This is a genomic window from Pantoea sp. EKM101V (genome assembly GCF_011800325.1).
In the GTDB taxonomy this organism is placed as follows: Bacteria; Pseudomonadota; Gammaproteobacteria; order Enterobacterales; family Enterobacteriaceae; genus Pantoea; species Pantoea anthophila.
In genome coordinates, this window is sequence record NZ_JAALFP010000003.1 from 130,991 (window position 1) to 156,910 (window position 25,920).

30 protein-coding genes and 2 pseudogenes are annotated in these 25,920 nt (G+C 55.8%); 24 read left to right on the forward strand and 8 right to left on the reverse strand.

Going from position 1 to position 25,920, the window contains the following annotated elements; all coding sequences use genetic code 11:
* Nucleotides 1-113: 113 nt before the first annotated feature.
* The 7 genes from HFD92_RS06805 to HFD92_RS06835 all read left to right on the forward strand — a co-directional run bounded on the left by HFD92_RS06805 (nt 114) and on the right by HFD92_RS06835 (nt 5,674).
* Entirely contained in the window at nt 114-1,568 is a 1,455-nt protein-coding gene (locus HFD92_RS06805) for an NAD(P)-binding domain-containing protein (protein WP_167428578.1), read from the forward strand.
* Entirely contained in the window at nt 1,565-2,047 is a 483-nt protein-coding gene (locus HFD92_RS06810; protein ID WP_046102725.1) for a CMD domain-containing protein, read from the forward strand. The genes HFD92_RS06805 and HFD92_RS06810 overlap by 4 nt, the downstream gene beginning before the upstream one ends.
* Nucleotides 2,044-2,610 (forward strand): peroxidase-related enzyme, encoded by a 567-nt coding sequence (locus HFD92_RS06815; RefSeq protein ID WP_046102724.1) that lies wholly within the window; start codon nt 2,044-2,046, stop codon nt 2,608-2,610. Before HFD92_RS06810 ends, HFD92_RS06815 begins: the two co-directional genes overlap by 4 nt.
* A 12-nt stretch (nt 2,611-2,622) precedes the next feature.
* Nucleotides 2,623-3,360: an amino acid ABC transporter ATP-binding protein gene (locus tag HFD92_RS06820; protein ID WP_009092882.1), complete on the forward strand. Its 738-nt coding sequence runs from the start codon at nt 2,623-2,625 to the stop codon at nt 3,358-3,360.
* Nucleotides 3,361-3,380: 20 nt separating this feature from the next.
* On the forward strand, nt 3,381-4,196 hold the full coding sequence (locus tag HFD92_RS06825; protein ID WP_167428579.1) for a transporter substrate-binding domain-containing protein: 816 nt from the start codon (nt 3,381-3,383) through the stop codon (nt 4,194-4,196).
* 79 nt (nt 4,197-4,275) lie between these two features.
* Nucleotides 4,276-4,965, forward strand: a complete 690-nt coding sequence (locus HFD92_RS06830; RefSeq protein ID WP_009092884.1) for an amino acid ABC transporter permease — start codon at nt 4,276-4,278, stop codon at nt 4,963-4,965.
* 16 nt (nt 4,966-4,981) lie between these two features.
* The gene (locus tag HFD92_RS06835; protein ID WP_058957117.1) at nt 4,982-5,674 is read left to right on the forward strand and encodes an amino acid ABC transporter permease; all 693 of its coding nucleotides are present in this window, start codon (nt 4,982-4,984) and stop codon (nt 5,672-5,674) included.
* Nucleotides 5,675-5,773: 99 nt separating this feature from the next.
* Here the strand turns inward: HFD92_RS06835 and HFD92_RS06840 are convergent, their stop codons facing one another.
* On the reverse strand, nt 5,774-5,977 hold the full coding sequence (locus HFD92_RS06840; RefSeq protein WP_009092886.1) for a hypothetical protein: 204 nt from the start codon (nt 5,975-5,977) through the stop codon (nt 5,774-5,776).
* Nucleotides 5,978-6,112: 135 nt separating this feature from the next.
* Here HFD92_RS06840 and HFD92_RS06845 point away from each other — a divergent pair, with 135 nt between their 5' ends.
* The 8 genes and pseudogenes from HFD92_RS06845 (at nt 6,113) to HFD92_RS06880 (ending at nt 11,740) form a co-directional block, all read left to right on the forward strand.
* Nucleotides 6,113-6,805 (forward strand): SOS response-associated peptidase family protein, encoded by a 693-nt coding sequence (locus tag HFD92_RS06845; protein ID WP_167428580.1) that lies wholly within the window; start codon nt 6,113-6,115, stop codon nt 6,803-6,805.
* 600 nt (nt 6,806-7,405) lie between these two features.
* On the forward strand, nt 7,406-7,591 hold the full coding sequence (locus HFD92_RS06850; protein WP_167428581.1) for a general stress protein: 186 nt from the start codon (nt 7,406-7,408) through the stop codon (nt 7,589-7,591).
* Between the two features lie 103 nt (nt 7,592-7,694).
* Nucleotides 7,695-8,261 (forward strand): DUF4142 domain-containing protein, encoded by a 567-nt coding sequence (locus HFD92_RS06855; protein WP_167428582.1) that lies wholly within the window; start codon nt 7,695-7,697, stop codon nt 8,259-8,261.
* 315 nt (nt 8,262-8,576) lie between these two features.
* Nucleotides 8,577-9,218 (forward strand): annotated as a pseudogene (locus HFD92_RS06860) (catalase); the annotation flags it as partial.
* A pseudogene (locus HFD92_RS06865) lies at nt 9,217-9,666 on the forward strand (cytochrome b); the annotation flags it as partial. The pseudogenes HFD92_RS06860 and HFD92_RS06865, both read left to right, overlap by 2 nt.
* Before the next feature lie 54 nt (nt 9,667-9,720).
* The gene (locus tag HFD92_RS06870) at nt 9,721-10,311 is read left to right on the forward strand and encodes a TetR/AcrR family transcriptional regulator (protein ID WP_167428583.1); all 591 of its coding nucleotides are present in this window, start codon (nt 9,721-9,723) and stop codon (nt 10,309-10,311) included.
* 149 nt (nt 10,312-10,460) lie between these two features.
* Nucleotides 10,461-11,093 carry a hypothetical protein gene (locus HFD92_RS06875; RefSeq protein ID WP_167428584.1) on the forward strand — a complete coding sequence of 211 codons (633 nt, stop codon included), beginning with the start codon at nt 10,461-10,463 and terminating at the stop codon, nt 11,091-11,093.
* 29 nt (nt 11,094-11,122) lie between these two features.
* Nucleotides 11,123-11,740, forward strand: a complete 618-nt coding sequence (locus HFD92_RS06880; protein WP_255461704.1) for a DUF308 domain-containing protein — start codon at nt 11,123-11,125, stop codon at nt 11,738-11,740.
* 24 nt (nt 11,741-11,764) lie between these two features.
* On the opposite strand, the gene HFD92_RS06885 is transcribed toward HFD92_RS06880, so the two are convergent.
* Nucleotides 11,765-12,625 (reverse strand): LysR family transcriptional regulator, encoded by an 861-nt coding sequence (locus HFD92_RS06885; RefSeq protein WP_111208772.1) that lies wholly within the window; start codon nt 12,623-12,625, stop codon nt 11,765-11,767.
* A 123-nt stretch (nt 12,626-12,748) separates the two neighbouring features.
* On the opposite strand from HFD92_RS06885, the gene HFD92_RS06890 reads away from it, so the two are divergent.
* Together HFD92_RS06890 and HFD92_RS06895 are read left to right on the forward strand one after the other, a co-directional pair.
* On the forward strand, nt 12,749-13,495 hold the full coding sequence (locus tag HFD92_RS06890; protein WP_167428585.1) for an SDR family NAD(P)-dependent oxidoreductase: 747 nt from the start codon (nt 12,749-12,751) through the stop codon (nt 13,493-13,495).
* 97 nt (nt 13,496-13,592) lie between these two features.
* A complete protein-coding gene (locus tag HFD92_RS06895) occupies nt 13,593-15,071 on the forward strand; it encodes an MFS transporter (RefSeq protein ID WP_167428586.1) in 1,479 nt (492 codons plus the stop codon).
* On the opposite strand, the gene HFD92_RS06900 is transcribed toward HFD92_RS06895, so the two are convergent.
* Nucleotides 15,068-15,901, reverse strand: a complete 834-nt coding sequence (locus HFD92_RS06900) for an oxidoreductase (protein ID WP_167428587.1) — start codon at nt 15,899-15,901, stop codon at nt 15,068-15,070. The genes HFD92_RS06895 and HFD92_RS06900 overlap by 4 nt on opposite strands.
* Nucleotides 15,902-16,006: 105 nt before the next feature.
* Here HFD92_RS06900 and HFD92_RS06905 point away from each other — a divergent pair, with 105 nt between their 5' ends.
* Entirely contained in the window at nt 16,007-16,927 is a 921-nt protein-coding gene (locus HFD92_RS06905; protein WP_111208768.1) for an AraC family transcriptional regulator, read from the forward strand.
* Nucleotides 16,928-16,940: 13 nt separating this feature from the next.
* Here HFD92_RS06905 and HFD92_RS06910 read toward each other — a convergent pair whose 3' ends face one another.
* The gene (locus HFD92_RS06910) at nt 16,941-17,324 is read right to left on the reverse strand and encodes a Rid family hydrolase (protein ID WP_140029134.1); all 384 of its coding nucleotides are present in this window, start codon (nt 17,322-17,324) and stop codon (nt 16,941-16,943) included.
* Nucleotides 17,325-17,499: 175 nt separating this feature from the next.
* Between HFD92_RS06910 and HFD92_RS06915 the strand changes: the two genes are divergently transcribed.
* From HFD92_RS06915 to HFD92_RS06930, 4 genes are all read left to right on the forward strand, one after another.
* The gene (locus HFD92_RS06915) at nt 17,500-17,835 is read left to right on the forward strand and encodes a DUF305 domain-containing protein (protein ID WP_370525223.1); all 336 of its coding nucleotides are present in this window, start codon (nt 17,500-17,502) and stop codon (nt 17,833-17,835) included.
* 132 nt (nt 17,836-17,967) lie between these two features.
* Nucleotides 17,968-18,318, forward strand: coding sequence for a DUF3147 family protein (locus tag HFD92_RS06920; RefSeq protein WP_009092904.1), 351 nt, complete (start codon nt 17,968-17,970; stop codon nt 18,316-18,318).
* Between the two features lie 288 nt (nt 18,319-18,606).
* The gene (locus HFD92_RS06925) at nt 18,607-19,113 is read left to right on the forward strand and encodes an anti-virulence regulator CigR family protein (RefSeq protein ID WP_167428589.1); all 507 of its coding nucleotides are present in this window, start codon (nt 18,607-18,609) and stop codon (nt 19,111-19,113) included.
* A 161-nt stretch (nt 19,114-19,274) separates the two neighbouring features.
* Nucleotides 19,275-19,763: a DinB family protein gene (locus HFD92_RS06930; RefSeq protein WP_140029137.1), complete on the forward strand. Its 489-nt coding sequence runs from the start codon at nt 19,275-19,277 to the stop codon at nt 19,761-19,763.
* A 54-nt stretch (nt 19,764-19,817) separates the two neighbouring features.
* Here the strand turns inward: HFD92_RS06930 and HFD92_RS06935 are convergent, their stop codons facing one another.
* On the reverse strand, nt 19,818-20,438 hold the full coding sequence (locus HFD92_RS06935; protein WP_009092907.1) for a protein phosphatase CheZ: 621 nt from the start codon (nt 20,436-20,438) through the stop codon (nt 19,818-19,820).
* A 399-nt stretch (nt 20,439-20,837) separates the two neighbouring features.
* Between HFD92_RS06935 and HFD92_RS06940 the strand changes: the two genes are divergently transcribed.
* Nucleotides 20,838-21,575, forward strand: a complete 738-nt coding sequence (locus HFD92_RS06940; protein ID WP_167428590.1) for a metallophosphoesterase — start codon at nt 20,838-20,840, stop codon at nt 21,573-21,575.
* 16 nt (nt 21,576-21,591) lie between these two features.
* Here HFD92_RS06940 and HFD92_RS06945 read toward each other — a convergent pair whose 3' ends face one another.
* Nucleotides 21,592-22,512, reverse strand: a complete 921-nt coding sequence (locus HFD92_RS06945) for a LysR family transcriptional regulator (RefSeq protein ID WP_167428591.1) — start codon at nt 22,510-22,512, stop codon at nt 21,592-21,594.
* 105 nt (nt 22,513-22,617) lie between these two features.
* Here HFD92_RS06945 and HFD92_RS06950 point away from each other — a divergent pair, with 105 nt between their 5' ends.
* On the forward strand, nt 22,618-23,643 hold the full coding sequence (locus tag HFD92_RS06950; protein WP_167428592.1) for an NAD(P)-dependent alcohol dehydrogenase: 1,026 nt from the start codon (nt 22,618-22,620) through the stop codon (nt 23,641-23,643).
* On the opposite strand, the gene HFD92_RS06955 is transcribed toward HFD92_RS06950, so the two are convergent.
* Nucleotides 23,630-24,331 (reverse strand): O-methyltransferase, encoded by a 702-nt coding sequence (locus tag HFD92_RS06955; RefSeq protein WP_167428593.1) that lies wholly within the window; start codon nt 24,329-24,331, stop codon nt 23,630-23,632. The genes HFD92_RS06950 and HFD92_RS06955 overlap by 14 nt on opposite strands.
* A gap of 3 nt (nt 24,332-24,334) precedes the next feature.
* The gene (locus tag HFD92_RS06960) at nt 24,335-25,867 is read right to left on the reverse strand and encodes an MFS transporter (protein ID WP_167428594.1); all 1,533 of its coding nucleotides are present in this window, start codon (nt 25,865-25,867) and stop codon (nt 24,335-24,337) included.
* Between the last annotated feature and the right edge of the window lie 53 nt (nt 25,868-25,920).

Below are 25,920 nucleotides of genomic sequence, written 5' to 3' on the forward strand. Positions count from 1 at the left end.
GATTCTTATCCGCTTACTATGTGTTTTTAAGATAATAAAAAGCAGGGTCATCGGCGCGTTTTAATCGTTTTCGCCCGCTATCCGGCGATCGCTGACACCAGGGAAATCTTTATATGACGTATGCCGCCAAAGGCCTTGCCGCGCTTGAAGCTCAGCTGCAGCAGGATCTGGAATGTCTGGAACTGCCCGCCAAATCCTGGGTGCCGGAGCGCACCTGGCAGGGGGCGCCGGTTCGCGATGTTGTGGTCATCGGTGCCGGTATGTGCGGTCTGGCTGCGCTCGCTAAATTACAGCTCACCGGCATCAGCAATGTGGTGGCGTATGACGCCGCACCGGCAGGGCGGGAAGGCCCCTGGGTGACCTTTGCACGCATGGAAACCCTGCGCTCGCCGAAAACGCTGCAGGGCCCGGCACTGGGTCTTGCACCGCTGACCTTCCGCGCATGGTTTACGGCGCAGTGGGGCAAGGAAGCCTGGCAGGCGCTGGATAAAATCCCTAAAGCGCAGTGGATGGATTATCTGATCTGGTATCGCAGGGTGCTGAATCTGCCGGTGCAGAACAACGTGCGGGTCTGCACTATCGCCCAGGCCGGAGATGTCATTGCGCTGGATCTGGACGGCGCCGAAACCGGCCGTGTTTACACACGCCGTCTGGTGCTGGCTACCGGACGTTCAGGACTGGGCGGGTTTGCCGTTCCGGATTTCCTGCAGGGTATTGATCGCCGGTTCTGGGCACACTCCGCCGATGAGATCGATTTTGCGGCGTTACAGGGCAAACGCGTGGCGGTGATTGGAGCAGGCGCGTCGTCAATGGATAACGCCGCCACCGCACTGGAGCAGGGTGCCGCAGCGGTCGATCTGCTGATCCGGCGCAAAGCGATGCCGCGTATCAACAAGATGACCGGCATCGGCAGCCAGGGGGTGATACACGGCATGCACTCTCTGCCGGATGCGTGGAAATGGAAGTTTGTCGACTACACCGCCGCGACACAAACGCCGCCGCCGCGCGCGTCAACCCTGCGCGTTTCCCGTCATGACAATGCGCGTTTCTTTCTCGACTGTGCCATTAACGCCGTCAGGCAGGAAGCAGAGGGCCTGGTGATCGAAACCACCCAGGGCGCACTGCGCTACGACTTCCTGATTGCCGCCACCGGTTTCACCAACGATTTCCACGGCCGGCCGGAGTTTGCTGCCATCGCGCCGCATATCCGCAGCTGGGCCGACGGCCGCTATCAGCCAGAGATGGGGCCAGCACGTCAGAACCTGCTAGACGCGCCGGATCTGGGACCTTCCTTTGAGTTTCGCGAAGTGACGCCAGGGGCCTGCCCGATGCTGGCACACATTCACTGCTTTAACGATGCCGCGATGCTGACGCACGGCAAAGTCTCCGGCGATATCCCGGCCGTGAGTGCAGGGGCCGATCGTCTGGTGCGCGGCATAACGGCCTCGCTGTTTGCCGAGGATGTCGAACAGCACTTCGCCAGTTTACAGGCTTATGACACCCCTGAATTGCAGGGCGATGAATGGGTGGATTCAACCCCGCAACTAAAACAGGAGAACGCGTTGTGATCGACGTTATTGATCAGGCAGCCGGATTAACACCCGATGAGGCGTTGTATCAGACGCGCCGCCTGCGCCCCGAATTTGTTGAGGGTGCAGAAGCGTGCCGTCTGTCCGTGCTGGCGCCCGAAGATAAACAGGGTTTACCGGCGGATCTGCGTCTGGCGCTGGCCCAGCGCATGGCACACCAGAACGACGATGCCGCGCTGCAACGGGATTACCAGGCTCAGCTGGCGGCGTTAAATCCGTCTGACGTGCTGCTGACCCTGGCCGCGGGCGGTGGGGTGAGTGAAGAGCCGCTGGCAACGATTGTGCGCCATGCCGATCTGGTGACGCAGCAACCCATTCAGGCGACCGAACAGCATATCCGGCTGCTTGAGCAGGCCGGGTTAAGCAACCCGCAAATCGTCGCGCTCTCGGAACTGATCGCCTTTGTTAACTTCCAGACGCGCGTCGCGGCTGGCTTACGCCTGATGAGGTCCGCATGATTCCGTCAGTTAACCTCAAACCACTGCACTGGCATCCCTATATCACGCCGGTCGAGGTTGAACAGGCGACACCGGCACAGCTTGATGCGATGAAGGTGACGCCCTCCAACAAGAAAATCTCAGAGTACGTGCGCACGCTGGTGCACGATCCCGAAAGTTACACCGCCCGCACCGGCCTGTTCAACGCCATTATGTATGTTGAAGGGGGACTGGACCGCGCGGATCGAGAGCTGGGCGCGCTCGGTGCATCCATCGTCAACGGTTGTCGTTACTGTGCAGTGGTGCATGCGCGCCGTCATGCCCAGCTGGCCGGGAATGACGCGGTGGTCAGTGCGGTCTACTTCGACAGGGCCGATGTATTAGGTGAACGCGACGCGGCGATCTATCACTTTGCCCGTCGTTTATCGGTCACGCCCTCTGAGGCGACGCCGGACGATGTGGCCGCTCTGCGCGCTGTCGGCATGAACGATCAGGAGATCATCGATCTCATCCACGCCATCGCCATCTTTGGCTGGGCCAACCGTCTGATGCATGTGCTCGGCCATGCTGACCTGAACAAATAAGGGCTGCACCGGATGTTAGAACTCAACAATATTACGCTCGCTTACGGCAGCAACCCGATTCTTAAAGGCGTCGACCTGTCGGTCAAACGTGGCGATGTGGTGTCGATCATCGGGCCAAGCGGCACCGGGAAAACCACGCTGCTGCGCTGCATCAACTATCTGGCGAAGCCCTCTGCGGGGACGATTCAGCTCGATCAGATCCGCATGGATTATCAGTCACCCGACAAAGCGGCGATTCAGGCGATCCGTCTGCGTACCGCCATGGTGTTTCAGCAGTTTAACGTCTTCAAGAATATGACGGTGCTGGAGAACGTGATGGACCCGCTGATCGTCATCCAGCGTAAAACCCGACAGCAGGCGCGCGACATCGCCGTGCAGGAGCTGGAGCGCGTAGGCCTGGGGGCGAAGCACCATCACTATCCGTCACAGCTGTCTGGCGGGCAGTTACAGCGTACCGGTATCGCCCGGGCGCTGGCAGTCCGTCCCGATGTGATGCTGTTTGATGAACCGACCTCATCGCTCGATCCCGAGCTGGTGGGGGAAGTGCTCAAAGTGATCAAAGATGTGGCGTCATCCGGCATTACCTCGCTGCTGGTGACGCACGAAATGCAGTTTGCGAAGAGCATTTCGAACCGCATCGTGTTTATGGATCAGGGTGTGGTGGCTGCGCAGGGGACGCCAGCAGAGATGTTTGATAACCCCACGCTGCCGCGCCTTGCCCAGTTCCTCAACTCAGAAAAAGTATTCTAATAATCACAGGAGTCAGAGACATGCCTGCAATCAAAACCACATTACGTCGCCTGGCCGCGCCTGGCATCATCGCACTGGCCCTGATTAGCGGTAACAGCTTTGCGGGTGCCGTTCGCACCATTAAGATCGCTACCGCAGCAGAGTCCAAACCCCTGTCATGGGGCGCAATCGGCCATGAGCCACAGGGCTACGAGCCGGACGTACTGAGAGCGATCAACGCGAAACTGCCACAGTATAAGTTTGTGATGGAAGGCGCGGCGGATATTGCCCAGGAAACCGGCCTGGTGACCGGCAAATATGACATGGCGACGGGCGGATATTATAAAGCGCCTGCCCGCAGTAAACAGTTCCTGATCCCGGATGCACCGATCGGTGCCAGCCTGATGAAGATCTACAGTCGCAGCGACAGCAACATCAACAGCATGAAAGATCTGGTCGGTAAGAATATCGTGCCGGTGACCGCAGGCGGTGGCGTCTATAAGTTTGTCACCCAGTGGCAGCAGGATAATCCGAACGACAAAATCACCATCAAAGCGTCCAGCGCGGGTGTGCCTTACCCGGATCGCCTGAAAGAGGTGCAGAACGGGAAATATGACGCGCTGATCCTGCCGTCAAATCTGGGTGAGCAGACGGTCATCGACAACCAGAAGCTGGCGATCAAAGCCAGTGAGCCGGTGGTGATTAACAACACCTATGTGCTGATCCACCGCTCCGCTGAGAACCAGGCGCTGAGTGATGACATCGCTCAATCGTTGAAGGCGCTGAAAGCGGATGGCACGCTGGATAAGCTGGCGCAGAAGTGGTTTGGCGAAGACGTGACGAAGTACATGAAGTAACAGATTCACTGCGCCCGGTGTCAGATCGGGCGCAGGCTGTCCTTTTTAGCAGGAGTGTTTCACCGTGAATCTATCCTCCATGATCCCAGAACTGCTGTCGGCGCTGCCTCTGACGCTCGGCATCATGTTTGTGGCGATGATTATCGGGTTCTTTCTGGCGCTTATCGCCACGTTTTTCCGCGTGCGCCGTCTTCCCGTGATCAGCCAGCTGGCCGATCTCTATGTCTCCTACGCGCGCAGCGTGCCTGTGGTGCTGCAGCTGTTTGTCGCCTTCTACGGCATGCCACTGATTACCGATAACTTCGGTTTTCGCGACTTTTTCACCGCCAACGTGGCGGCGATGATCGGCCTGAGCCTCTATCACGGGGGTTACCTGTCGGAAGTGATGCGCCCGGCCTATCTTGCGGTTGAGCGTGGTCAGCACGATGCCACCGACAGCCTGGGCTACAGCTTCCGCCAGAAAATGCTGCGTGTCATCGGCCCACAGGCGGTGCACTTTGCGCTGCCGGGCTACGGCAATGCCATTATCTATCTGATTCATAATGTGGCGCTGGTAATGTACATCGGTGCAGCTGATGTGATGGCAACCGCGCACCTGATTATGGAACGCGATTACAACCAGTATCAGTTCGGCACCTATCTGGTGCTGGCCGTGCTCTATTCACTGCTGTGCGGTGTGGCGTGGCTGGTTATCCGCTTCTTCGAACAACGTCATGCGAAGTACAGCGCTAAGTCTGCACCGCGCGTGAAGTTCACCACCAGCGTCTGAGCAGGGGAGAAAAACTATGTTTGATGCTGAGGTGTTACTGCCGGACTTCTGGAGCATTCTGGATGCGGTGCCGGTAACGCTGCTGATGGCAGTGACGATATTCATCTGTTCGACGCTGCTGGGCGGACTGTTTGCCTTTATTGAGTATCAGCGCATCCCGGTGCTGCGGCAGCTGGTCATCGCCTACAAAATTGCCTTCAAAGGTGTGCCGATGGTGGTGGTGATTTTCCTCGCCTACTACGGTCTGCCCCCGGCGCTGCACTTTGTCGCCACGCTGTCCGGAATAGCGGTCAATGCTCACTCTCTGCCGAACTGGGTCATCATCATTGTGGCGCTGAGTGCCTGCGTAGCGGCGTTCCAGGCTGAAGTGTGGAAAGGCGCGCTGAATTCGTTCGACAGCGGTCAGTCGGATGCCGCCTTATCGCTCGGCTACAGCGGCGGACAGCTGTTCCGTCGGGTGATGTTTCCACAGATCATCGTGGCGGCAATCCCCGATCTGGCGAATGCGTTTATGGTGATCATGAAAGCCCTGTCGCTGGCGTTTGCCATCGAAGTGGTGGATATATTTGCTCAGGCCCAGTTAACGGCAGCCCTGAACTTCTACTATCTCGAAGCCTTCCTGATTGCGGCAGCGTTCTACATGGTGATTGCCTATGTGGTCACGAAAATTGCCGACAGGATTGAGGCCGCACTGCGCGTGCGCACCTGATGATTATTGCGTTGTCATGAAAGGGCCGCCCGGTGTGGCATATGCCGGGCGGCCAGGATCGGTTAAACGCAGGTTCGCCGATTTTGATCAAATGGGGCACTACGCAGGCCGGACCCTGGCCTTAGTGGGATGTCCGTCGCGGCCATCGTCATGCGTGTGATCAGGATCGGGCTCAATCAGCACGATAAAATCCTCTCCTTTTCCGTCGCGCGGCAACGTAATTAAATCGCCTGCGCGGGGTTTCGCGTCAAAGTCATGCTCTTCTTCCACGCCTGTATCTTCAAAAACCACCGTAATTTTCATTTTCGCGTCCTCTTTCTGATGAGCTGCGTCGTGACCTCAGTATTCGCTGACGCTTACCAGAATAAGAGTAGCGCATCCTGAAAATAGCCTGAGCGGCCTGCCCGTAACACACTATCCTTTGCTGAGGAGGTGACTATGTGTGGACGGTTTGCGCAGTACAGCAGCAGAGATGAATACTTTGACGCACTGGGGCTGACGCCCGATGAGGTCATTTACGATCCGGAACCGATAGGGCGCTACAACGTTGCGCCTGGAACAAACGTCCTGCTGCTCAATGAGCGGGAGGAGGCGATCCACTTTGACCCGGTCTGGTGGGGTTATGGTCCGGATTGGTGGCACAAGCAGCCACTCATTAACGCTCGCGGTGAGACGGCTGCCACAGGGCGTATGTTTAAACCTCTCTGGGAGCATGGACGCGCTATTGTTCCGGCAGATGGCTGGTTTGAGTGGAAGCGGGACGGCAATGCAAAACAGCCCTATTTTATCTGCCACAAAAAGCAGGAGCCGCTATTCTTTGCTGCGATTGGCAGGGCGCCTTACGGCAGGGATCACGGGCGCGAGGGGTTTGTCATCGTAACGGCCGCGAGCAATCAAGGCATGGTCGATATTCATGACCGTCGCCCGCTGGTTTTGCGTGCCGATGCAGTACGCGAATGGCTGAGTGCAGAAACCACGCCAGAACGTGCGCAGGAGATCGCACGTGACACAGCCTTACCTGAGACGGCCTTTACCTGGCATCCTGTTACCCGCAAAGTCGGCAACATTCATAATCAGGGTAAATCTCTGATTGAGGCCATTGAACCTGACTCAGTCGGAAACGCAGATTGAATTGATTTCCGGATTGCGTCCCGCGCCGCTGGCAGTAATCCCGTAAAATTTATTTTCATCGATTCGGGATTGCTCCTGGCCCTCTGACAGATTGCCACGTTTAAGGGAAACGGTACTTTACTGGTGCAGTTCATTTATCTGCCATCCATGACAACGGCTGGACCGGAAACAGGAAACGTTTACTGAAAATTCCAGCTTCACGATTTTGTCTCATTCCCGTTTTTTTAATTTTTGCCGCTTACGCTTTATTTCGTAAAAACAGTCTGTGATTTTCTTCTTTTAGTGCCAGTTCTGCTGATTTTACGCGTGGCATCAGGCTCGTAAGATTATTTAACATGCTGATCAGGCAACAGGTTATCTCTGTCCGGGTTACGGCTAAGAATCGTCTTAAAAACGCATCAGAAAAGCGATGCAATGATTTTCGCTTTGGTACAGATTTCAGAGTGAACCTGTTGCTTATAAAGACGATATATTTTTTTCTGAGCGAAGCGGGAATATTTAACGCGATGATTGTCTCAAAGGAAATAATACTAAAAGTTTGTGTTTAAATAGTATTCAAACCACGCTTGTTAAGTCATTAACATCAAAAGTGAGATGAATATGAACAAGCACAGAGGCGGATCGGGTAATTTCGCAGAAAATCCCCAGCGGGCTTCAGAAGCGGGACGGCTCGGCGGAAAAGCCAGTAGTGGGAATTTTAAAAATAACCCTGAACGCGCCATTGAAGCGGGACGTAAAGGGGGGTCAGTGAGCCGCCGCGGTAAAACGCAGGAAACCCGTGCCTGACCACGCTATTTCTGCACGGTATTCAAATCATTCAATGACTACTTTGTCCGGAACTTTGTGCCGGGCAGGGTTCATTTTCTTCCGCTCTATTCAGGAGTACACAATGCAATATACAAAAACGGTGAAAGGGCTGCTGGCTGTCTCAGCAGTAGTGACCCTGTTCTCTACTGCCAGCGTGCAGGCTCAGACGCAGACAAGCACACCGCAAAGCGGTAATCCCTCCTCCGCATCGAACGGAAAACTCAGCGCAGGCGACCAGAAAGCGATTAAAGAGATGGCGCAGGCCAATATCAATGAAATTGCCGCCGCAAAAATCGCGCTCAGTAAGTCGCAAAGCGCTGACGTTAAGGCCTTCGCTCAGAAGATGGTTGCCGATCACGGCGCTGCCCTGACCAAAGTGCAGACGGTCGCTCAGCAAAAAGGGGTCGCGTTACCCACTGAGCCGGATGCCACCCATAAGGCGATGGCCCTGGAACTGGAAAAGCAGAGCGGCGGGGCATTTGACAAAATGTATATGGAAAATGCCGGCCTGAAAGACCATAAAATGGTGCTGTCAACGCTGGAAAGTGATGCTAAGACGATAAAAGATCCGGATGTAAAAGCGCTGGCCGACGCGCATACCCCGGTTGTCGGGGAGCACCTGAAATCTGCCCAACAGATGTCGCAGTAACCGGCTCAGGGTTTACTGAGTAAACAGCGTGCCGGGTGGGCAGGGCGTCCGGAAGAGTGGACGCCATTTGTCGCGATGTACCGGCCGGAAAAGACGCTGTCTGTAACTCCTGCTACGCCCCTCATCCAGCTTCCTCTCTGAAGCACAGATGATTAAAAGAAAGACGCAAAGTCGTTTGACACCTTAGCCTACCTACTAGTAGATTCATTGCAGGCCCGGCGCGATTAACGGGTTCATCGTTCTGTCAGAGGCAAAACGTGAAGGATGACGCGCGAATGAGCGTTGACGTTAATTTCTGCAATGTTGAGTGTGTTAATGAATAAATCTTCTCTTTCTAACCGTCAGAAATTAGCGCGTCTGGCGATAATCGCGGTCATACCGTTACTGTTGATTGCGCTCATACTGTGGGCGGGTGGCTGGCTGGACAGGTCGCGGCTGACTTCGGATAAGCTGGTCACGGCTTTAGAAAAGTCGGGCGGCAGGCATCCAGGCTTTCGCCGCAATCATGCTAAAGGCGTCTGTATTCTGGGCGACTTTTCGGCAAACGGTAACGCCACTGCCCTGTCGCGCGCCGCGCTGTTCGCGCCAGGAGTGACGCCTGTGGTGGGTCGTCTGGCAATTGCAGGCGGCAATCCCCATGCGCCTGACTATACGGTGCCGGTGCGCAGCATGGCGCTGGCCTTTTATCAGAAAAACGGTGAACAGTGGCGAACCGGCATGAATGCGATGCCGTTCTTTCCGGTCCAGAGCGTAGAGGGTTTTTACGATCTGCAGGTCGCGACGCTGCCGGATGCCAGAACGGGTAAACCCAATCCCGCTAAAGTTCAGGCTTTTGTGCAGCAGCACCCGGAGATCAAACGCTTTTTTGGCTGGGCAAAGCAAGCAGTGCCTTCTTCCAGCTGGATAAGCGATCGCTTTAACAGCCTGAACGCCTTTAATTTTATCGATGCCGCGGGCCATACATAAACCTCTGGGCCTGATGATTCTGTTGCTGGTGATTGTGCGGCTCTGGCTGCGCTTCACTACCGCTAAACCTGCGCTGCCGGCCACGCTACCGGGCTGTCAGAAGGGGTTAGCGCATCTGTCCCACTGGGCGCTGTATGCCATGATGCTGGCTCAGCCTCTCATCGGCTGGGCGATGCAGTCGGCCGCTGGTTATCCCATTACCCTGGGTGACCGGGTGCTGCCGGCCATTTTTCCTGTCAGCAACGACGCCTATGCTCTGCTGCGGCCGCTTCACAGCTGGGTTGCTTTGGCCCTTTTCATGACGGTGATGTTGCATCTTGCCGCTGCCCTGTTCCATGGATTGATACTCCGCGATGGGGTGTTCAGCAGTATGGCTGGCCTGAGTAAGCGTAAAGGAGGCGCGCCAGGCTCGCTTGACAACCCGCATGGCGGTCAGTAGGTTCAGGGCCGTTTACCGATTTGCCGTTAATTGATCTCAACTGCCGGAGCATGCATGAGTACCGAACGTTCACAGAAAGCCGAAGAGATAATGCACCATACCCGAATGCTGCTCACCTCCGGCGGATATAACAGCTTCAGCTATGCCGATCTGGCTGAGCGGGTAAAAATCCGCAAATCCAGTATTCATCACCATTTCCCCGCTAAAGCAGATCTGGTGCAGGCGGTGGTGGGTGATTATCGTCAGCAGGCACAGACAGGCATGGCGGCAATCAGTCAGCACTTCGCCGGAGACGCCCTGGGGGAAATTAACAGCTATGTGAACTTCTGGGCCACCTGCATAAAAGAGAACAACTCGCCTTTCTGTATCTGTGTGATGCTGGCTGTGGAGTTACCGGTTTTACCTGAAGAGGTCGCTCAGGAAGTGACCGGACATTTTAGCGATCTCACGGAATGGCTGACCGCCGTGCTCGACAGGGGAAATAAGAGCCACGTTTTTAACCTGCAGGAAAGTGCAGCAGCAGAAGCGAAATCGGTTATGGCGACGGTACATGGTGCGATTATTGCTGCACGCGCTTTGAATAATCCTGACATATTCCTGCAAATTGTCGAACCGGTAATAAAACGATTACTGAAAAGTCATTAAGCGAGTCCGAATAAATAGTCGCTTTTGCGGCACCTGTTACTATTTTCCAGCTTTCATTTAATTCAGCGCGCTGCTGCTGAATTTTATTGTGGGCCATCCAGAAGAACGGTTAATTATCCCCGGTAATTACATTATCCGGAATCTCTGCCATGCATCCGCTGGCGGAACAGATCGCTTTTGTCTCAGCAAACACGAGGAAGTTATTTATGACGACAGTTCGTGCTCTGCCATCATTACCTGTTCTCTCTCCATTCTGTTTTAGAATGAGTAACCAGCCTGACGCCATTGCAGCCGGTTTTCAGACGCAGTTGCAGAATCAGGTCCGGCTTTCACTGGCTCATAAGGTCCCGCTGCCCGCCGGGCAAAAGATAGCAATCGCTGCCACTCCCCAGCGGACGCACATTGATGCCCTTCTTGCGCAACTGCTGGCGGACAGAAAGCGAGTCTCTGAGGCCGTCTGTGATGCGGATGAGCATCGTGAATCTGCTTCATTGCCGTGCCAGCTGATGAATAAAAATGAACTCGCGTTGAGATGTGACGCTGACGTTTATTCACTGATCCCGGACGTGCCGTTTGTCTGCCCGCTACCTTACCCGCCAGGGAGTGTGAGCCCGTTAACGCCGATTGTTATCTGGACTGCGCCTGAGAGCGTCCGGTTCCCTGCTTTGAGCCCCAGAGGAGGGCCTTTGCGAATACGCAGTGTTCGTCTGATAAACAAAGCCGGTTATCGCCGGAGGGGAATCAGCGAAAACGACCTGAATGATATTGCCCCGTCTCACTGAAATGCCTGGCTCTGAGTCAGTCAGCGCCTGTGAAAGTATTTACCTTCAGATCAAACCGGAGAGTTATTATGCAGACCCCTCAACCATCTGTTACGCACGCCCAGAACCAATGGCTTCAGTCTTATTACTATATCCGTGCGACCGCATCTGTTATCTGGATTCTGCTCGCGGTGTTGATTGGTAAAGATCATCCCACCATCGGAGCCGTTCTCTTTATTCTCTATCCGGCCTGGGACGCCTTCGCAAATTATTTAGATGCCAGGAAGTCAGGCGGATTAGCGGTAAACCCACCGCAGAAATTTAACCTGATTGTGAGCCTGATTGTCGCGGCGGCCATTATCTGGTCACTCTCCGTCAGCATAAATGCGACCATTAAAGTCTTTGGTATCTGGGCAATATTTTCGGGCCTGCTTCAGCTTTCGGCGTCCCTCCGCCGCTGGAACTCTTCTAATGGGCAGTGGGCGATGATTTTAAGTGGTGCGCAATCTGCGCTGGCGGGCATTTTTATGTTCAGGCAGGCGAGCAGTGATATGCATCTGGATGTCACCACGGTTGCCCCCTACGCGGCGTTTGGCGTCTTCTATTTCCTGATTTCCGCCATCACGCTGACCCTTAAAAATGGTCGCAGGCGTAAAGTGACGGTGTAAGCCCCCTGACGCCGTCATGTCCTGTCAGTCGGGTTCCGGGGCCAGCATCGTTTCTGCAAGATCAAGCAGGGCACGCAGCCGGTCCATATGACGGAGGTCCTGGTGATAACCTGCCCAGATATCCCTTGATGGCGGCATATCTGGCGTGGCAATGCGCTGCAGGCCCGGCGTGGCGTCGCCCAGTGGCTGAGGCAGCACGGCGACGCCCATTCCGCGCAGGCACATCTGTGCCTGAACAGCCCGGCTGGTGCTTTTGAACGCCGGGGCCGACTGCGGAAACCGTTCCAGAAGCCAGGAAACGTCAGGAAAGTGTGACTGTGCGCTGTTCATCAGGATCAGCCCCACCGAAGAGGGGGCGCTTAACAGCGCCTCCGCCTTCTCAGGCGTTCCGTAAAGGGCATAAGGCACGCTCATCAGACGTCGCTGAACGATGTCGGGATCGGTAAAAGGCACAATTCGAAACGCGACGTCGGCATCGCGGCGCGACAGATCGAGCAGGCGAAAGCTGGCGATCACCTCCGGCACGATCGCCGGATGACGGCGCGTCAGTTCGCTCAGAACCGGTGCCAGCACGTAGTTAGTAAACCACTCTGCCGCTGAGATACGTAAAATCCCTTCAAGGCGTTCGTGATTTCCGGCCAGGCGTCGCTCCATCGCCAGCGCCGAATTTTCCATCGCTTCGGCCAGCTTCATCACGCCGTCACCGGCATCGGTCAGCACCAGGCCATCCTGTGTCCGGCGAAACAGTGCCTGCTGCGCCTCATCCTCCAGGGCCTTTATGCGGCGTCCTACCGTCGGATGACTTACGCCCAGACTCAGGGCCGCTTTCCCGTAAGAGCCGTTACGCATGACGGCAAGAAATACCTGAACATCACTCCACTCCACAGCCGCGCCCTCCGTACAAAAATGAACATCGAATATACAAAAGTGTCAGTTATCAAACAACTTTGAAGGTATCAACATAGCTTTCATCGGGTCGCCGCAGGCCTCTTTATCAGGAAGCTAACTATGAAGAGATTAAAAGACAAAGTCGCTCTTGTTACCGGTGGTTCAAAAGGTATCGGAGCCGGAATAGCCCGTCAGCTGGCTGCCGAGGGGGCGAAAGTGGTTGTCAGTTACCTCTCAGACAGAGAGGGGGCTGAGCAGGTGGTCGCCGCGATCGACGCGGCCGCGGGTGAGGCGCTGGCTGTGGCGGCCGATGTCACCAGCCAGACCGGCGTTGAAGCTCTGATCAGCACCACGCTCGCGCATTACGGACAGCTGGATATTGTGGTGAACAACGCCGGTGTTTATCAGTTCGCTGCCATTGAGGAGAGCACCGAAGCGCTCTATCGCCGCCAGTTCGACATCAATGTTCTGGGGCCGTTGTTAGTCACCGCGGCGGCCGTCCCTTACATGGGCAGGGGAGGCAGCATCATCAACATCAGTTCGTTTGTCACCCGCGTCTTCATCGCCGAAAGCGCCATCTACAGCGGGGCTAAAGGCGCGATAGATGCCATCACAGGGGTTCTTTCAAAAGAGCTCGGCCCGCGCGGCATCCGGGTAAATGCGGTCAATCCCGGTCTGATCGAAACAGAAGGAAGTCACAGCGCTGGCGCAATGAATTCAGCGTTTCAGACGTGGAATGAAGCGCAGACGCCGCTCGGCCGTATCGGTCAGGTGGACGATGTTGCACCGATCGTCTCTTTTCTCGCTTCAGAGGAAGCGGGCTGGATAAACGGTGAAGTGATACTGGCCTCCGGCGGTATGCGCTGATTGTCGCGCCGCTGGGCTGACAGAGGCGACACGCCCCTTCCGATCCCTTGCTTCATGTCCCTGACGGGGGACGTTTCCATTTTCTAAGGAGTGATTAATGTCCATACATCACATCCCGCAGGCCGAGCCACGTCGCTGGGCCATGTTTATCATTTTACTTGTCGGCGCTTTCCTGCCGCCGCTCGATTTCTTTATCGTCAACGTGGCACTGCCCGCGATTCAGCATGAACTGGGTACGTCATCCTCGGCGGAGCAGCTGGTGATCTCCTCCTATGCCGCGGTGTATGCGGTGACGCTGATTACCGGAGGGCGTCTGGGTGATATTTATGGTCGTGGAAAGATGTTCTTTCTGGGGCTGATCGGTTTTGCCGCTGCCTCTGTGCTGTGTGGTTTTGCCTGGTCACCCTGGGTTCTGATTGCCGGACGCCTACTGCAGGGGATGACAGCCGCCATTATGGCCCCGCAGGCGCTGGCTTCCGTTCAGGCTATTTTTCCTGAAGCGGAGAGACCGCTGGCGCTGAGTATTTATGGTGCCGTGTTTGGGCTGGCTTCTGTTATCGGGCAGGTGCTCGGGGGCATTCTGATTCAGGCCGATCTGTTTCATCTCGGATGGCGGGCAATTTTTCTGGTTAACCTGCCGGTAGCGCTGCTGGTTGTTCTTTTTGGCCTGCCGCTGCTGAAGGAAACGCGGGCACCTTCCGCTCAGCGACTCGATCCTGTTGGCACACTACTGGCAACGCTGACGCTGAGCGCGCTGATTGTTCCGCTGATTGAAGGCCGGGAGGCAGGGTGGCCCTGGTGGACGTGGCTGCTCTTTGTGACGGTCCCGCTGCTGGCCTCGGCATTATGGCGTTATGAGCATCGCCTCAGCCTGAAGGGCGGAACACCACTGCTGAATCCGACTGTGTTGCGCGCGCCGGGCCTGGGGCAGGGACTGGTCATCGTTCTGCTGTTCTATTCGATTGGTACCTTCTTTCTGTTGTTTTCAGTTTATCTGCAGGGCGCGCTGCATCTGAACGCGCTGACAGCAGGCACGCTTTTTCTGCCCTTTGGTCTGGGATTTCTGATCGGGCCACTGCTCACCCCTTACCTGAGACGCTTTGTCGGCAATCTGCTCAGCGCCATCGGGATGGGATGCGAGACCGCGGGACTGGCGGGGCTGGCCTGGCTGATCGTCACGACGCAGACAGGCCACTCTCCCGCCATGCTGCCGCTCGCGGCGCTCCTTTTCCTGACGGGGCTGGGTCAGGGGCTGGCCATGCCAACGCTGGTGCGGATGGTGACAGGCCAGGTTGCGGCGCCGTTTTCAGGGATGATTGCGGGCGTCACCAGCGCCGCGTTACAAATCAGCACGGCGCTCAGCGTGGCCGTCATCGGCGGACTTTTCTACAGCCTGCTCGGCAGTGATAAAAGTGCAGCCGGGATTTCGCAGGCGTTTATCGTTGCGCTTTTGACGATGGCTGGCTGCCTGGCGGTGGGAGCAGGGCTGAGTATCCGCTTAATCCGGCGCACCTCCGGGCGCACGGACGTCTCAGCCAGCGTTTCCCTTCCATCCCGCCGTCGCGGAACCGGTTAGTCATCCGTCGAGCGCGTAACCGTTTCCCAGCGATCGATCTCCGCACTGAGTGCCGTCAGCTTCTGGCGCACTAAGTCCAGGGCATCACTGCCCAGCAACAGATGAGCGGGTGGATTGTGGCTTTCAATCAGTGCCAGTATGGCCCGGGCAGCCTTTGCGGGGTTACCGCGTTGCTTTCCGCTCTTTTCTTCACGGGCCTGACGGATGGGGTCGAATAATGCGTCATAGTCCGGAATCGTGCGCGCGCTTCTTACCATCGAACGCCCCGCCCAGTCTGTGCGGAATGAGCCGGGGGCCACAGCGGTAACCGCGATATTAAAGGGTGCCAGTTCCTTGCCTAAGGTTTCTGAAATGCCCTCTAATGCAAACTTGCTGCCGCAGTAGTAGCTGATGCCGGGCAGGGTGATAAATCCGCCCATCGAGGTGATGTTAATGATATGGCCGCGACGGCGCTGACGCATGCCCGGCAGCAGAGCCTTGATCATCGTGACCGCGCCAAAGACATTAACGTCAAACTGGTGGCGCATCTCTTCCAGAGAAGACTCCTCCATGATGCCTTCGTGGCCGTAACCGGCGTTGTTTACCAGCACATCAACTTCACCGAAGGTAGATTCAATCTCCCTGACCACCTCATCAATACGCTCAGCCTCTGTCACATCCAGCAGACGGCCTGCCGCACGCGCAGGATCCAGCGCCTCAAATGCCTCCAGCGCGGCGCGGTTACGCACCGTGCCGATGACCCGATGCCCGGCCCTGAGTGCCTCCTGTGCCAGAGCAAGACCAAAGCCGCTGCTGACACCTGTGATTAAGATTGTTTTTGCCGTTGTCATAATCAGAACCTCCATGAATTGTCGGAATTGCATGGTATTCTCTGTGGAGCCGGATTTTCAGGCCCTTTCTTCTCGTTTTATTGCCTGATCTTATGAGGTGCAGCGATGTCCGACATGATCACCCTGATAAAAGCCCTTGCCCCGCAGGAGGGCTACAACCTGACTGCGTTATCGGGTGTGCGCATTTTGCGTTCCGATCGCCCGCTGGCCAGAACGCCGGTGCTGTATGATCCCGGGATCGTGATTGTCTGTCAGGGCAGCAAACGCGGTTATTTTGGCCAGCAGACCTACATCTATGATGAACAGCACTATCTGGCGGTGTCCGTGCCGGTTCCGTTTACGATGGAAACCGACGCGTCAGCAGCGCATCCCCTGCTGGCCATTTATCTGCATCTGGATTTTCAGCTGGCCGCTGAGCTTATGTTGCAGATCGATCAGCATGAGGCGCTGCACCCTGCAACCGCGCCACAGAGCATGATCTCCAGCCCGATGGATGAGCCGGTGAGGTCAGCTGTAGAGGGGTTGCTTAAGGTCCTGAACAATCCGCTTGAAGCTGAGATTCTTGGCCAGGCGCGATTGCGGGAGCTCTATTTTCGCGTACTGACCGGTGCGCAGGGTAACGCCATGCGAGCCGCGCTGGCGTTACAGGGGCAGTTCAGCAGGATAGGAAAAGTATTGCAGCGCATCCATGCCACCTATGCAGAATCCGTGACGCTGAGTGAGCTGGCTCATGAAGCGGGCATGAGCGTGCCGACCTTTCATCTTCATTTTAAAGCGATCACCCGCTTGCCACCGATGCAGTATGTGAAATCGGTGCGCCTTCACCAGGCGCGAATGCTGATGGTTCGTCAGCAGATGACCGCGGCCTCTGCCAGTTTCGCCGTGGGCTATGAGAGCCCTTCGCAGTTCAATCGTGAATTTAAACGCTTGTTTGGTCTGCCTCCGGCAGAGGAGATCAAACGCATGCAGAAACACTTCGCTGTTCCGCCTGCGCAGGACGCCTCAGTTTTCGTTTCTTCACACTGACGCCGGGCTGACACTATTTTCTGGCCACGATCCGCATTTCCACCAGCGCATTCTCCGGAATGAATTCCGACACGCCGATCGCAGACCATGCCGGATAGGGGGCCTTGATATAGGCATCTTTCACGCTGGAAAACAGGGCGATATGTTTTTTCAGGTCGATATGAAAAGTGGTCATCTCCACAATGTTGTCATAGGTCAAACCGGCAGCGTTCAGGTAGACGCCCAGCTTATAAAACGCATCATGAAATTGCTCGCCAGGATCTTTGCTTATCGGTTTGTCCTTACGCGCAGCGGTAACCCCAGAGAGATAGAATGTGCCATCGGATTCGATAACCGGAGAGAAGTGCCAGTCATGGTAATAGTGTTTAAAGTCTTCAGGGACGATGGGTTTTTTCATGATCTCTCACGCTGATGAGCTTAATGGTTCAGGTCTGTTCTGCATCCCGATCTCTGCTCAGAGGTCAAATCCGCTCAGACCGGCTTAATCACCAGGTTAGCGCAAATGAAGGTTGCCGTCAGCTACACTCAGAATTCTTAACCCGCAAAAGGAAAAGAACATGAAAAAGTCACAGATGGCCCTGCTATCACTGCTGGTGGTTCTGCCGGTGACGGCCATGGCGCAGAAAGCAGAGATGAAAATGACGCACGATATGCCGGATTCTCCCGCATCAAAAGAGTACATGGCGGGCATGCAGAAGATGCATCACAACATGATGGCGGCAATGAAGGAGCAGGATCCTGACAGGGCCTTTGCCAGCGGTATGGCCGAGCATCACAAAGGAGCGATTGCCATGGCTGAAACGGAGCTGAAATATGGTAAAGATCCTGAAATGAGAAAGATGGCGCAGGAGATCATCAAAGCGCAGAAGGGTGAAATCGAACAGCTGGAAAAATGGCTGCAGAAATAATGGCTGCGATGGCGTGAAGCGCATTCACGTGATGATCTTCACAACGTTACCGCCAGAGAGTCTTGCTGCCGTTGCTGGTGCTTTATTAAACCCGCAGGGCTGACCTGTGGGTTTAAGATTCAGGAGAGTGTGATGATCTGGCTCGTGACAAAATATGCGATAACGGCCTTTATGGTTGTACTGATCTCAGAAGTGGCAAAGCGCAGCGACCGGCTCGGCGGCCTGCTCGCGGCCCTGCCGCTGGTGACCCTGCTGGTGCTTATCTGGATGAAGCTGGAAGGGCAGGCACAGGAAAAAATTGCCGCTCACGCCTGGTATACCTTCTGGTACGTGGTGCCGACACTGCCGATGTTTATCCTGTTCCCCTTTATTTACCCGCGTGCTGGCTTCTGGCTGACACTGCTCATCGCCTGCGCGATAACCGTCGTGCTCTTTGCCCTCTGGGCAATATTACTGAAGCGATTTGGAATCATTCTTCTCTGAATAAGTCTGCATGCGTTAATAAGCGCTGAAAAAGGCGATTCGACTTGCTGCCTTAATACCGGCATCTGTCACCATGAAGTGGCGGTGAATAAAATCCTCAGACAGAATCAGAATGACTATTTTATGCGGCCAGTTTGCGTTAAAACACCATTTCTTCATTGTCTGTGCGAACATTAAAATAATCTTTTTCTTAAAGCAGGAAACGCGGCTTTGAGAGATCGTGAGATTGTCAACTTTGCCGCGTTAGCTAATATTTCAGAGACGCAATCGATATTAAGGAATTCTATCATGCTTAAGCAACGTACTCTTAAAGCAGCCGTTGCGCTGGTTATAGGTTTGGCCGTCTGTGCTGCACCGGTTTATGCAAATCCTGGCAATGGCAATGGCAATGGCAACGGTCACGGCGGAGGTCAGGGTAACGGGAATCACGGGAACAATGGAGCGCACGGCAATAAAGGGCCGGGTAACGCAAAATCAAAAAACGAACATGGACATCGTAAAAATGCCGGGAAACCCGATCGCGTAGACGCCGACATCAACTTCTCTCGTGCACGGAGCCTTGCCGTCAACTATGGCCTGGTCGGCTATCAGTCCCTGCCGCCGGGCATCGCGAAGAAAGTGGCACGCGGTAAACCGTTACCGCCCGGCATTGCGAAAAAAGCGTTGCCCGCTTCCATGCTAAACGATCTGCCTTACTACCCGGGCTACGAGTGGCGAGCCGTGGGCGACGATTTAGTGCTGATTGCCCTGAGTACGGCAATCGTGACCGCCGTCATCAACGGTGTATTTGATTAACCCCGTAACAGAGACTCCGCTCAACGCTGGCGGAGTCTTATCAGCCAGGCTCATCGTCAGGTTGAAAAACGAGTGAGAGCAGGTAATACCTGAAAGATTAAACGCTGCAGTAATCTATGTATTATTGTCAGGCTATCAGAACAGGCTAATCAGGAAAAAGCATGGACAGGGACACACTGGTTACACTTTTGAAATTCAAACGCTGGATTGATGCCGAAACCCTCAAAACGATTAAAGGCCTCAGCGACAACGCTGATGCTCATAAACGTCACCTGATGTTAAGGCTGATGAACCACATCTATGTGACAGACATGATTTTCAGCGCCAATATTTCGGGCAAGCCACACGGCTATACGGCCCTGAACACGCCTGAAACACCCACAGCAGAAGAGCTTGAAGTTAAAATGGCCGCCTGTACCAACGGCTATATTGAATATGTCAGCGCACTCTCTCCCGCCGATTTAGACGAAACGATTACATTCCGTTTTGTCGATGGAGGCGAAGGCAGAATGAGGGCCGTTGATATGCTGAATCACATGCTTTTGCATGGAAGCTACCACCGCGGCGCAACAGGCTGGCTAATCTCGGAGTGCGGCGGTGTTCCGCCAAAAGATGTGCTGACCGTTTTTCTGCGGGATCACAATCACTGACAGGAAGGACCTTTGGCGGCGTTGATGGCCGCCATACGTCTTCACGCAGCCGGTCTAAATCCCCAGACTGGCCAGCAGATCATCGACATCATCCTGACTGGCGGCTGGTTCAGCGGAGAACGCAGGTGCCGGCGGCGTAGCGCGCGCGGCGCTGGCTGGCGAGGCTGATTTATCGCGGATCACCTGAATTAACTGCTGCTCTGCCTGATTCAGCACCGCCATCATCGCCTGCACGATCTGTCCGGTAATATCCTGGAATCCCTGCGCCATCATAATGGCGTGCAGATGCTGACGTGTCAGATTCGTGGCATGAGGGACATCATCCAGCAGGGCAACGGTATCTGCCGCTAACAGATGTGTTTGCTCTTTCGTCAGGGGCTCTGCTGACGTGGCATTCCAGCGCTGCAGTAATCGATCCGCTTTTTCTGTCAACTGAGTCTGCACCGGCTGAGTGATTTCAACGCTGTTAATAACCTCATCTGCGGCTTCACGGGTCAGTGTGACCACGTAGCCCAGCCTTTCACGCGCGTTGGGGATGCTGCCCGCAACCTCGGCAATGGTTTTATCCAGTCCCAGCTGTTGCAGACTGTCCCGAAGCGTCCGCAGGATAGCACCCGCACGCGCCGTGATCTCGGTGATTTCCTGTTGCTCACTATGGGTATCGGGTAATGACATGGGTGCTTTCTCCTGCGTAGGCAATGTCGCTATCTGCTGTTATCGGCAGTTCCCGGCGGAATTTGATTTTTTCCTTGTGACGGCGGGGGAGGGGGATGGGAAGGCGGCTGAAACAGCATGAAGAAACGTCAGCGTCGTGTCAGAGAAAAAGCGGTTATGCGGCTATGTGAATAGCAGGCTATAAATAAATTAGCGATTTTATCGCTTGCTATTTACTTTGGCATTTTTTGTGGTAGATTGGCTTTAACGATGGGTAGATGACCCTCGAGAGATTTTTTATTCAGCCCTGGCAAGCCTGTCAGGGCTTTTTTTTGGCGGTCTATAGTTACTCACAGAGCGAAAGCCTGGGATTGCGGCATGCGCCTTGTCCCTTTACCACTTTTAACAGGTGAGGCCTTTATGCTGATTGCGCAGGTAACGGATATTCACGCCGCGCCCGGTAATGAGAACCTGAGCCGGTTTGACCGGGCACTCAGCTGGCTTACACACCTGCAGCCGGACGTCCTGGTTATCACCGGTGATCTGACGGACGGACAGTGGCAGGAGGGGTACAGGGCGATTGCACACCGCCTGAGTCAGCAAAGATTCCCCTCACTCATCCTGCCGGGTAACGCTGATGATCGGAGTCTGATGCGCGCGATCTGGGGTGAAAAGCGATGGGCTCAGGATGTAAAGGGCGATGCCCTGCATGTGATTCACCACAGGGGTGATCTTCGCCTGATTGGGCTGGACTCAACTGTCGTTCACCAGGATTACGGCAGCGTGACGGAACATCTCGACTGGCTTGAACGTCAGCTTAACAATGCAGGCAATTCGCCCTGCTTTCTGTTCCTGCACCACAACGTCTTCGCTTCAGGCATTGCGCCACTGGATGAGACGATGTGCCGGGGCCTGACTGAACTGGAAGCATTGATCAGACGTGCCCCGGCCAGATTGCTGGCTGTTGCCACAGGCCACGTTCATCGTTCCATAACCGGTGTATTTGCAGGCATCCCTGCCAGCATTTGTGGTTCAATCTGCCCTGCGAATCCTGTCTGGTTTGGGAGCGAAAATGTTCCTCCTGCCAATGATCCCCCGGTGCTGATGGTGCATCGCTACGCCAGCGGCGCTGTCATCACGCATCAGGTTTGTGTCTGATGTTTATGGCACGCCATCAGACCTGTGCTTCGGCAGCGTCAATCATCGCTGGCAGGGCGCTGAACAGCGCCTGAATAGCCAGCCTGACTTTCAGCGACTGATGCGGCGTGCGCAGCCAGACGACAGAAACCGGCCAGCTTCCGGAGGTATGTTCTTTCAGTATCTGTTTCAGGCTGCCCCTGATGAGGTCGTCCCGCACCAGCCAGTAGGGTAACCAGGCGATACCCGCCCCCGTCAGCGTCATATCTTTTACCGCCTGCATATCATCCAGGGTGAATCGGGCAGGCGGCGAAATCTCCACCGCGTCACCCCGTTCATTTTTGACCTGCCACTTGAGCACCTGTCCGCCACGGATGTAGGCCACTGCCGCATGGTACCGGAGTTCATCCGGGGAAGCCGGTTCGCCAGCCTGGCTGAGATAGTCCGGTGACGCGCAGAAGACCATCGTGTGATAAGCCAGCCGTCGGGCTATCAGGCTGCTACTGTCAGCCAGCGCGCCAATCCTGACTGCCAGATCGAAACCCTCCCCGGACAAATCGACCTGACGATCGCTGAAAGATATCTCCAGTTCCAGCTTCGGGTGCGCTTTCGCCAGCGCGGAGAAGACAGGCGAGACACAGAGGTGCCCCAGCAGCACCGGCACCGATACGCGAAGTTTACCGCTGGCCTGCAGCTTGCTGCTCTCCAGCAGATCCTCGGCAGCCTTGAGTTCGTTCATCGCCCGGCGACAATATTCATAATAGAGCGCGCCTTCATCGGTAAGACTCTGTTTGCGGGTGGTGCGGGTAAACAGCGTGACGCCAAGTCTCTCTTCGAGACGGGCGATGGTTTTTGCGACGGCAGAGCGCGTAACGTGCAGCCGCTCAGCTGCCTGAGAGAAACTCATGGATTCAGCCACGGCCACAAATACCGGAATGGTGTTCATTTCGCTTTTCATATTGTCGCCTCAGCGGAATCAATGAAGAGAAATAGTATCGCCGTCGTATCTTAAAAGGCAATGCTACGATTCTGATCTCTGCTCTTAACCCCTACAGGAATCGCGATGAATCACACCATGAAACGCTGGACACTGAATGAGATTGGCCGTCAGCATCTGACACTCACCGAGACAGCCATCCCGCAGCCGGGGCCGGGCGAAGTGCTGGTCCGGGTAAGTGCCGTTGCCCTTAACTTCCGGGATAAGGTCATTATTGAAGGTGGGATGGGAAAAGGAATGCCGATGCCCTTTACGCCAGGTTCCGATATGGCCGGCGTGGTTGAGGCTGTCGGTCCGGGCACGTCTCGTTTCAGTCAGGGTGATCGCGTCATCTCCTCGTTCAACGCAGACTGGATCGAGGGAAAGGCGGTTAACAACGCCAGAAATCCGCACTACAACACCCTCGGCTACGCCTTGCAGGGCGTGCTGGCAGAATATGTGGTGATGAACGAAGCGTGGCTGGTCAACGCGCCGCAAACGCTGAACGATGCGGAAGCCTGCACCCTGGTCTGTGCGGGGCTGACCGCCTGGTTTGCACTGATTGAACGCGGCGGCCTTAAAGCGGGCGAAAGCGTTCTGGTGCAGGGAACCGGCGGGGTGGCTCTGTTTGCACTTCAGATCGCCCGTGCGATGGGTGCAGAGGTCTTTATCACCTCCTCCAGTGATGAGAAGCTGGCGGCAGCAACCGCGCTGGGGGCAACCCATGGCATTAACCGTCAAAAGGAAGAGTGGGTCGAAGCCGTTTACCGCCTGACGCACAATCGGGGTATTGACCATGTGATAGACACCGTCGGCGGGCGTAACTTCGCCGATTCTGTCCGCGCTGTCGCCTCACATGGCCGCATCTCTCTGATCGGGATGATGGACACGCACGATACGTCAGCCCCTGGCGGACTGCTGCTGCTCAAGTCTCCGACGGTTCAGGGCATCGGCGTGGGGCACCGGCGGGCGCTGGAAGATCTGGTCCGGGCGGTGGATGTCATAAACCTGAAGCCGGTCATCGATAAAACCTACCGGTTCGATGAACTGCCTGAGGCACTGGCGCATCTTGACCGGGGCGCATTCGGGAAGATTGTTATCAGCGTGGACTGACAGCGCGCCCGGCCTTAACCAGGGCCAGCACAAAACCATCCCATCCCTTCTCACCCACCGTCTGAATGGCGGTGGCGTCAAGCCGCTCATCCTCAGCAATCATCCGGACAAACTCCCGCAGGCCCCGGACATTAGGATCGTGACTCTCCGCATCAAGCACCTGTCCGCCACGCACCGTGTTATCACCGACGATAACCGTGCCCGGGCGAGAAAGTCTGATGGCCCATTCCAGATAACGTGGATTGTTCACCTTGTCGGCATCAATAAAAATCAGATCAAAGGGCGCCTCCAGGTCAGGCAGGATATCAAGCGCTGCGCCAGTGTGCAGCGTAACGCAGTGCGTCAGCCCGGCTTGATGGATATTCTGGCGGGCGACCTCTGCATGATGCTCACTGTATTCGATAGTGGTCACGCTTCCATGCTGAGGAAGCGCTCTGGCCATCCAGATCGTGCTGTATCCACCAAGCGTACCGATTTCAAGAACCCGGACGGCCTGCGACATCCGGACGAACAGTGACAGCATTTTTCCCTGCAAAGCAGACACATCATGAGCAGGTAAGCCCTGCTTTGCGTTGTTAGAGAGCGCGAAATTTAATTCAGTATCTTCGGGCGCAAGCTTTTCAGAAAACCAGGCATCCACCTGTGCCCACTTATCTGAATCTGTCGAGGGATAGTCAGGGATTCGCATAGGTTATTCACTCTCCTCAGAAAAGGTGTTTTCCCGGCGCGGCTGGCCCGACAGGGCCAGGACGGCCAGCGCGCAACACAGTGTGATGGCTGCCAGCACCCGGAAAAGGCACAGATAGGCGCTGTCATAACTATTCTGGACCACTGCGCGGGAAACGCCGGGTAAAAGTGTTATTGCCTGCTGAAGATTGCCGCCTCCCAGCCAGGCTGCCGCCTGGTGAATCTCCGCTGATGTCAGCCCCTGAACGCTTTTGCTGAGGTTCATAGCGTTCATTCTGGTAAGAAAGGCGGAAACCATCGCCAGCGCGATGCCTTCTCCCGCTACACGAACGGTGTTGAACAGGCCGGCCGCCATCCCGGCTTTTTCAGACGGAACCGCAGAGAGGGCAAGTCCATCCATCAGCCCCCACGGCAGCGCCGCGCCTGCACCGGTTATCAGCAATGCGACGATAAGCAGCAGGGTGCTGTGACCCTGTAACGTCTGCCCGAGGAAAAGTAACCCGGCTGCCGCGATCATCAGCCCGGATGCTGACACCACGGACGGTGAAAACCAGCGCGTCAGCACGGCGGCGCAGGCGGGAAGAACCAGCATCGGTGCAGTCAGCGCCATAAGAAAAAGCGCACTTCGCGACTCACTGAATCCATTGCCCCCCATAAAGTGCAGCGGAACGATGATCAACAGCACTACGTAGCAGTAGCAGGTTGCCACCGGCAGCAGCAGAATCCCGGCGAAGCGCGGGCTGCGCAGCAGGGAAATATCGAGCACAGGATGGGCAATGCGCTGGCAACGCACAATAAATGCACCCAGAAACAGTATGGCGCAGAGGAACAGCACCAGCGGCAGAGGGGATAAAAACCCGAACGTGGGTAACAGCATCATCGCAGTGGTAAACAGAATCAGCGCCCCCGTAAACAGCGTCAGCCCGGCTTTATCTGCCGGATGAGAGGCGTTCAGCGCCGATAGCGGCAGGTATGCTCTGCCAGCGAGCAGCACGCCCCCTGAAAGCAGCGCAAACAGGGTATAGACCCAGCGCCAGCCGAGGGTATCGGTAATAAAGCCCACCGCCAGCGGTCCAAACGCTAAGCCAGCGCCGAAGAGGGTGCCGAGCAGGCTGAACATCCGCGTCCGGTCTGTGCCCTCATAGATCCCGGCCAGCAGCGCGCTGCCGCTGGCTAAGAGCATGGCCGCGGCCAGCCCCTGCAGGGACCTGAGCAGGCCCTGCATTATCAGGTTGTTCATCACGCCGATGATGAGACTGCAGAGACAGAACAGCGCTGCGCCAGCGATAAAAACAGGTTTTCTGCCGAGGGCGTCTGCAGCAATGCCTGCTGTCAGCAGAAAACTGCCAAACGTCAGCATAAATCCATTCGTCAGCCATGACAGCTCGCCAGGGGAACCGCCCAGCATGTGCTGGATGGCAGGCGTGGTAACCACACCGCCGGTGAAACTCAAGGGCAAAAGCAGCGCCGCCATAAAAACGGTAAGAGCGGCTGGGGTTCTGGTGTGGCGAAAAAGCGCGCGGGCTCTGTATGACATAACAAGACCTTTTATCCTGACAGCGAATGAGAGAAAACTGCTGCGATGTTATT

Bases quoted from the DNA above. Each gene is read 5' to 3' on its own strand.
- HFD92_RS06805 (WP_167428578.1), top strand. From the start codon at position 114: ATGACGTATGCCGCCAAAGGCCTTGCCGCGCTTGAAGCTCAGCTGCAG.
- HFD92_RS06815 (WP_046102724.1), top strand. From the start codon at position 2,044: ATGATTCCGTCAGTTAACCTCAAACCACTGCACTGGCATCCCTATATC.
- HFD92_RS06820 (WP_009092882.1), top strand. From the start codon at position 2,623: ATGTTAGAACTCAACAATATTACGCTCGCTTACGGCAGCAACCCGATT.
- HFD92_RS06825 (WP_167428579.1), top strand. From the start codon at position 3,381: ATGCCTGCAATCAAAACCACATTACGTCGCCTGGCCGCGCCTGGCATC.
- HFD92_RS06830 (WP_009092884.1), top strand. From the start codon at position 4,276: ATGATCCCAGAACTGCTGTCGGCGCTGCCTCTGACGCTCGGCATCATG.
- HFD92_RS06835 (WP_058957117.1), top strand. From the start codon at position 4,982: ATGTTTGATGCTGAGGTGTTACTGCCGGACTTCTGGAGCATTCTGGAT.
- HFD92_RS06840 (WP_009092886.1), bottom strand. From the start codon at position 5,977: ATGAAAATTACGGTGGTTTTTGAAGATACAGGCGTGGAAGAAGAGCAT.
- HFD92_RS06845 (WP_167428580.1), top strand. From the start codon at position 6,113: ATGTGTGGACGGTTTGCGCAGTACAGCAGCAGAGATGAATACTTTGAC.
- HFD92_RS06850 (WP_167428581.1), top strand. From the start codon at position 7,406: ATGAACAAGCACAGAGGCGGATCGGGTAATTTCGCAGAAAATCCCCAG.
- HFD92_RS06855 (WP_167428582.1), top strand. From the start codon at position 7,695: ATGCAATATACAAAAACGGTGAAAGGGCTGCTGGCTGTCTCAGCAGTA.
- HFD92_RS06870 (WP_167428583.1), top strand. From the start codon at position 9,721: ATGAGTACCGAACGTTCACAGAAAGCCGAAGAGATAATGCACCATACC.
- HFD92_RS06875 (WP_167428584.1), top strand. From the start codon at position 10,461: ATGCATCCGCTGGCGGAACAGATCGCTTTTGTCTCAGCAAACACGAGG.
- HFD92_RS06890 (WP_167428585.1), top strand. From the start codon at position 12,749: ATGAAGAGATTAAAAGACAAAGTCGCTCTTGTTACCGGTGGTTCAAAA.
- HFD92_RS06895 (WP_167428586.1), top strand. From the start codon at position 13,593: ATGTCCATACATCACATCCCGCAGGCCGAGCCACGTCGCTGGGCCATG.
- HFD92_RS06900 (WP_167428587.1), bottom strand. From the start codon at position 15,901: ATGACAACGGCAAAAACAATCTTAATCACAGGTGTCAGCAGCGGCTTT.
- HFD92_RS06905 (WP_111208768.1), top strand. From the start codon at position 16,007: ATGTCCGACATGATCACCCTGATAAAAGCCCTTGCCCCGCAGGAGGGC.
- HFD92_RS06910 (WP_140029134.1), bottom strand. From the start codon at position 17,324: ATGAAAAAACCCATCGTCCCTGAAGACTTTAAACACTATTACCATGAC.
- HFD92_RS06915 (WP_370525223.1), top strand. From the start codon at position 17,500: ATGGCCCTGCTATCACTGCTGGTGGTTCTGCCGGTGACGGCCATGGCG.
- HFD92_RS06920 (WP_009092904.1), top strand. From the start codon at position 17,968: ATGATCTGGCTCGTGACAAAATATGCGATAACGGCCTTTATGGTTGTA.
- HFD92_RS06925 (WP_167428589.1), top strand. From the start codon at position 18,607: ATGCTTAAGCAACGTACTCTTAAAGCAGCCGTTGCGCTGGTTATAGGT.
- HFD92_RS06930 (WP_140029137.1), top strand. From the start codon at position 19,275: ATGGACAGGGACACACTGGTTACACTTTTGAAATTCAAACGCTGGATT.
- HFD92_RS06935 (WP_009092907.1), bottom strand. From the start codon at position 20,438: ATGTCATTACCCGATACCCATAGTGAGCAACAGGAAATCACCGAGATC.
- HFD92_RS06940 (WP_167428590.1), top strand. From the start codon at position 20,838: ATGCTGATTGCGCAGGTAACGGATATTCACGCCGCGCCCGGTAATGAG.
- HFD92_RS06945 (WP_167428591.1), bottom strand. From the start codon at position 22,512: ATGAAAAGCGAAATGAACACCATTCCGGTATTTGTGGCCGTGGCTGAA.
- HFD92_RS06950 (WP_167428592.1), top strand. From the start codon at position 22,618: ATGAATCACACCATGAAACGCTGGACACTGAATGAGATTGGCCGTCAG.
- HFD92_RS06955 (WP_167428593.1), bottom strand. From the start codon at position 24,331: ATGCGAATCCCTGACTATCCCTCGACAGATTCAGATAAGTGGGCACAG.
- HFD92_RS06960 (WP_167428594.1), bottom strand. From the start codon at position 25,867: ATGTCATACAGAGCCCGCGCGCTTTTTCGCCACACCAGAACCCCAGCC.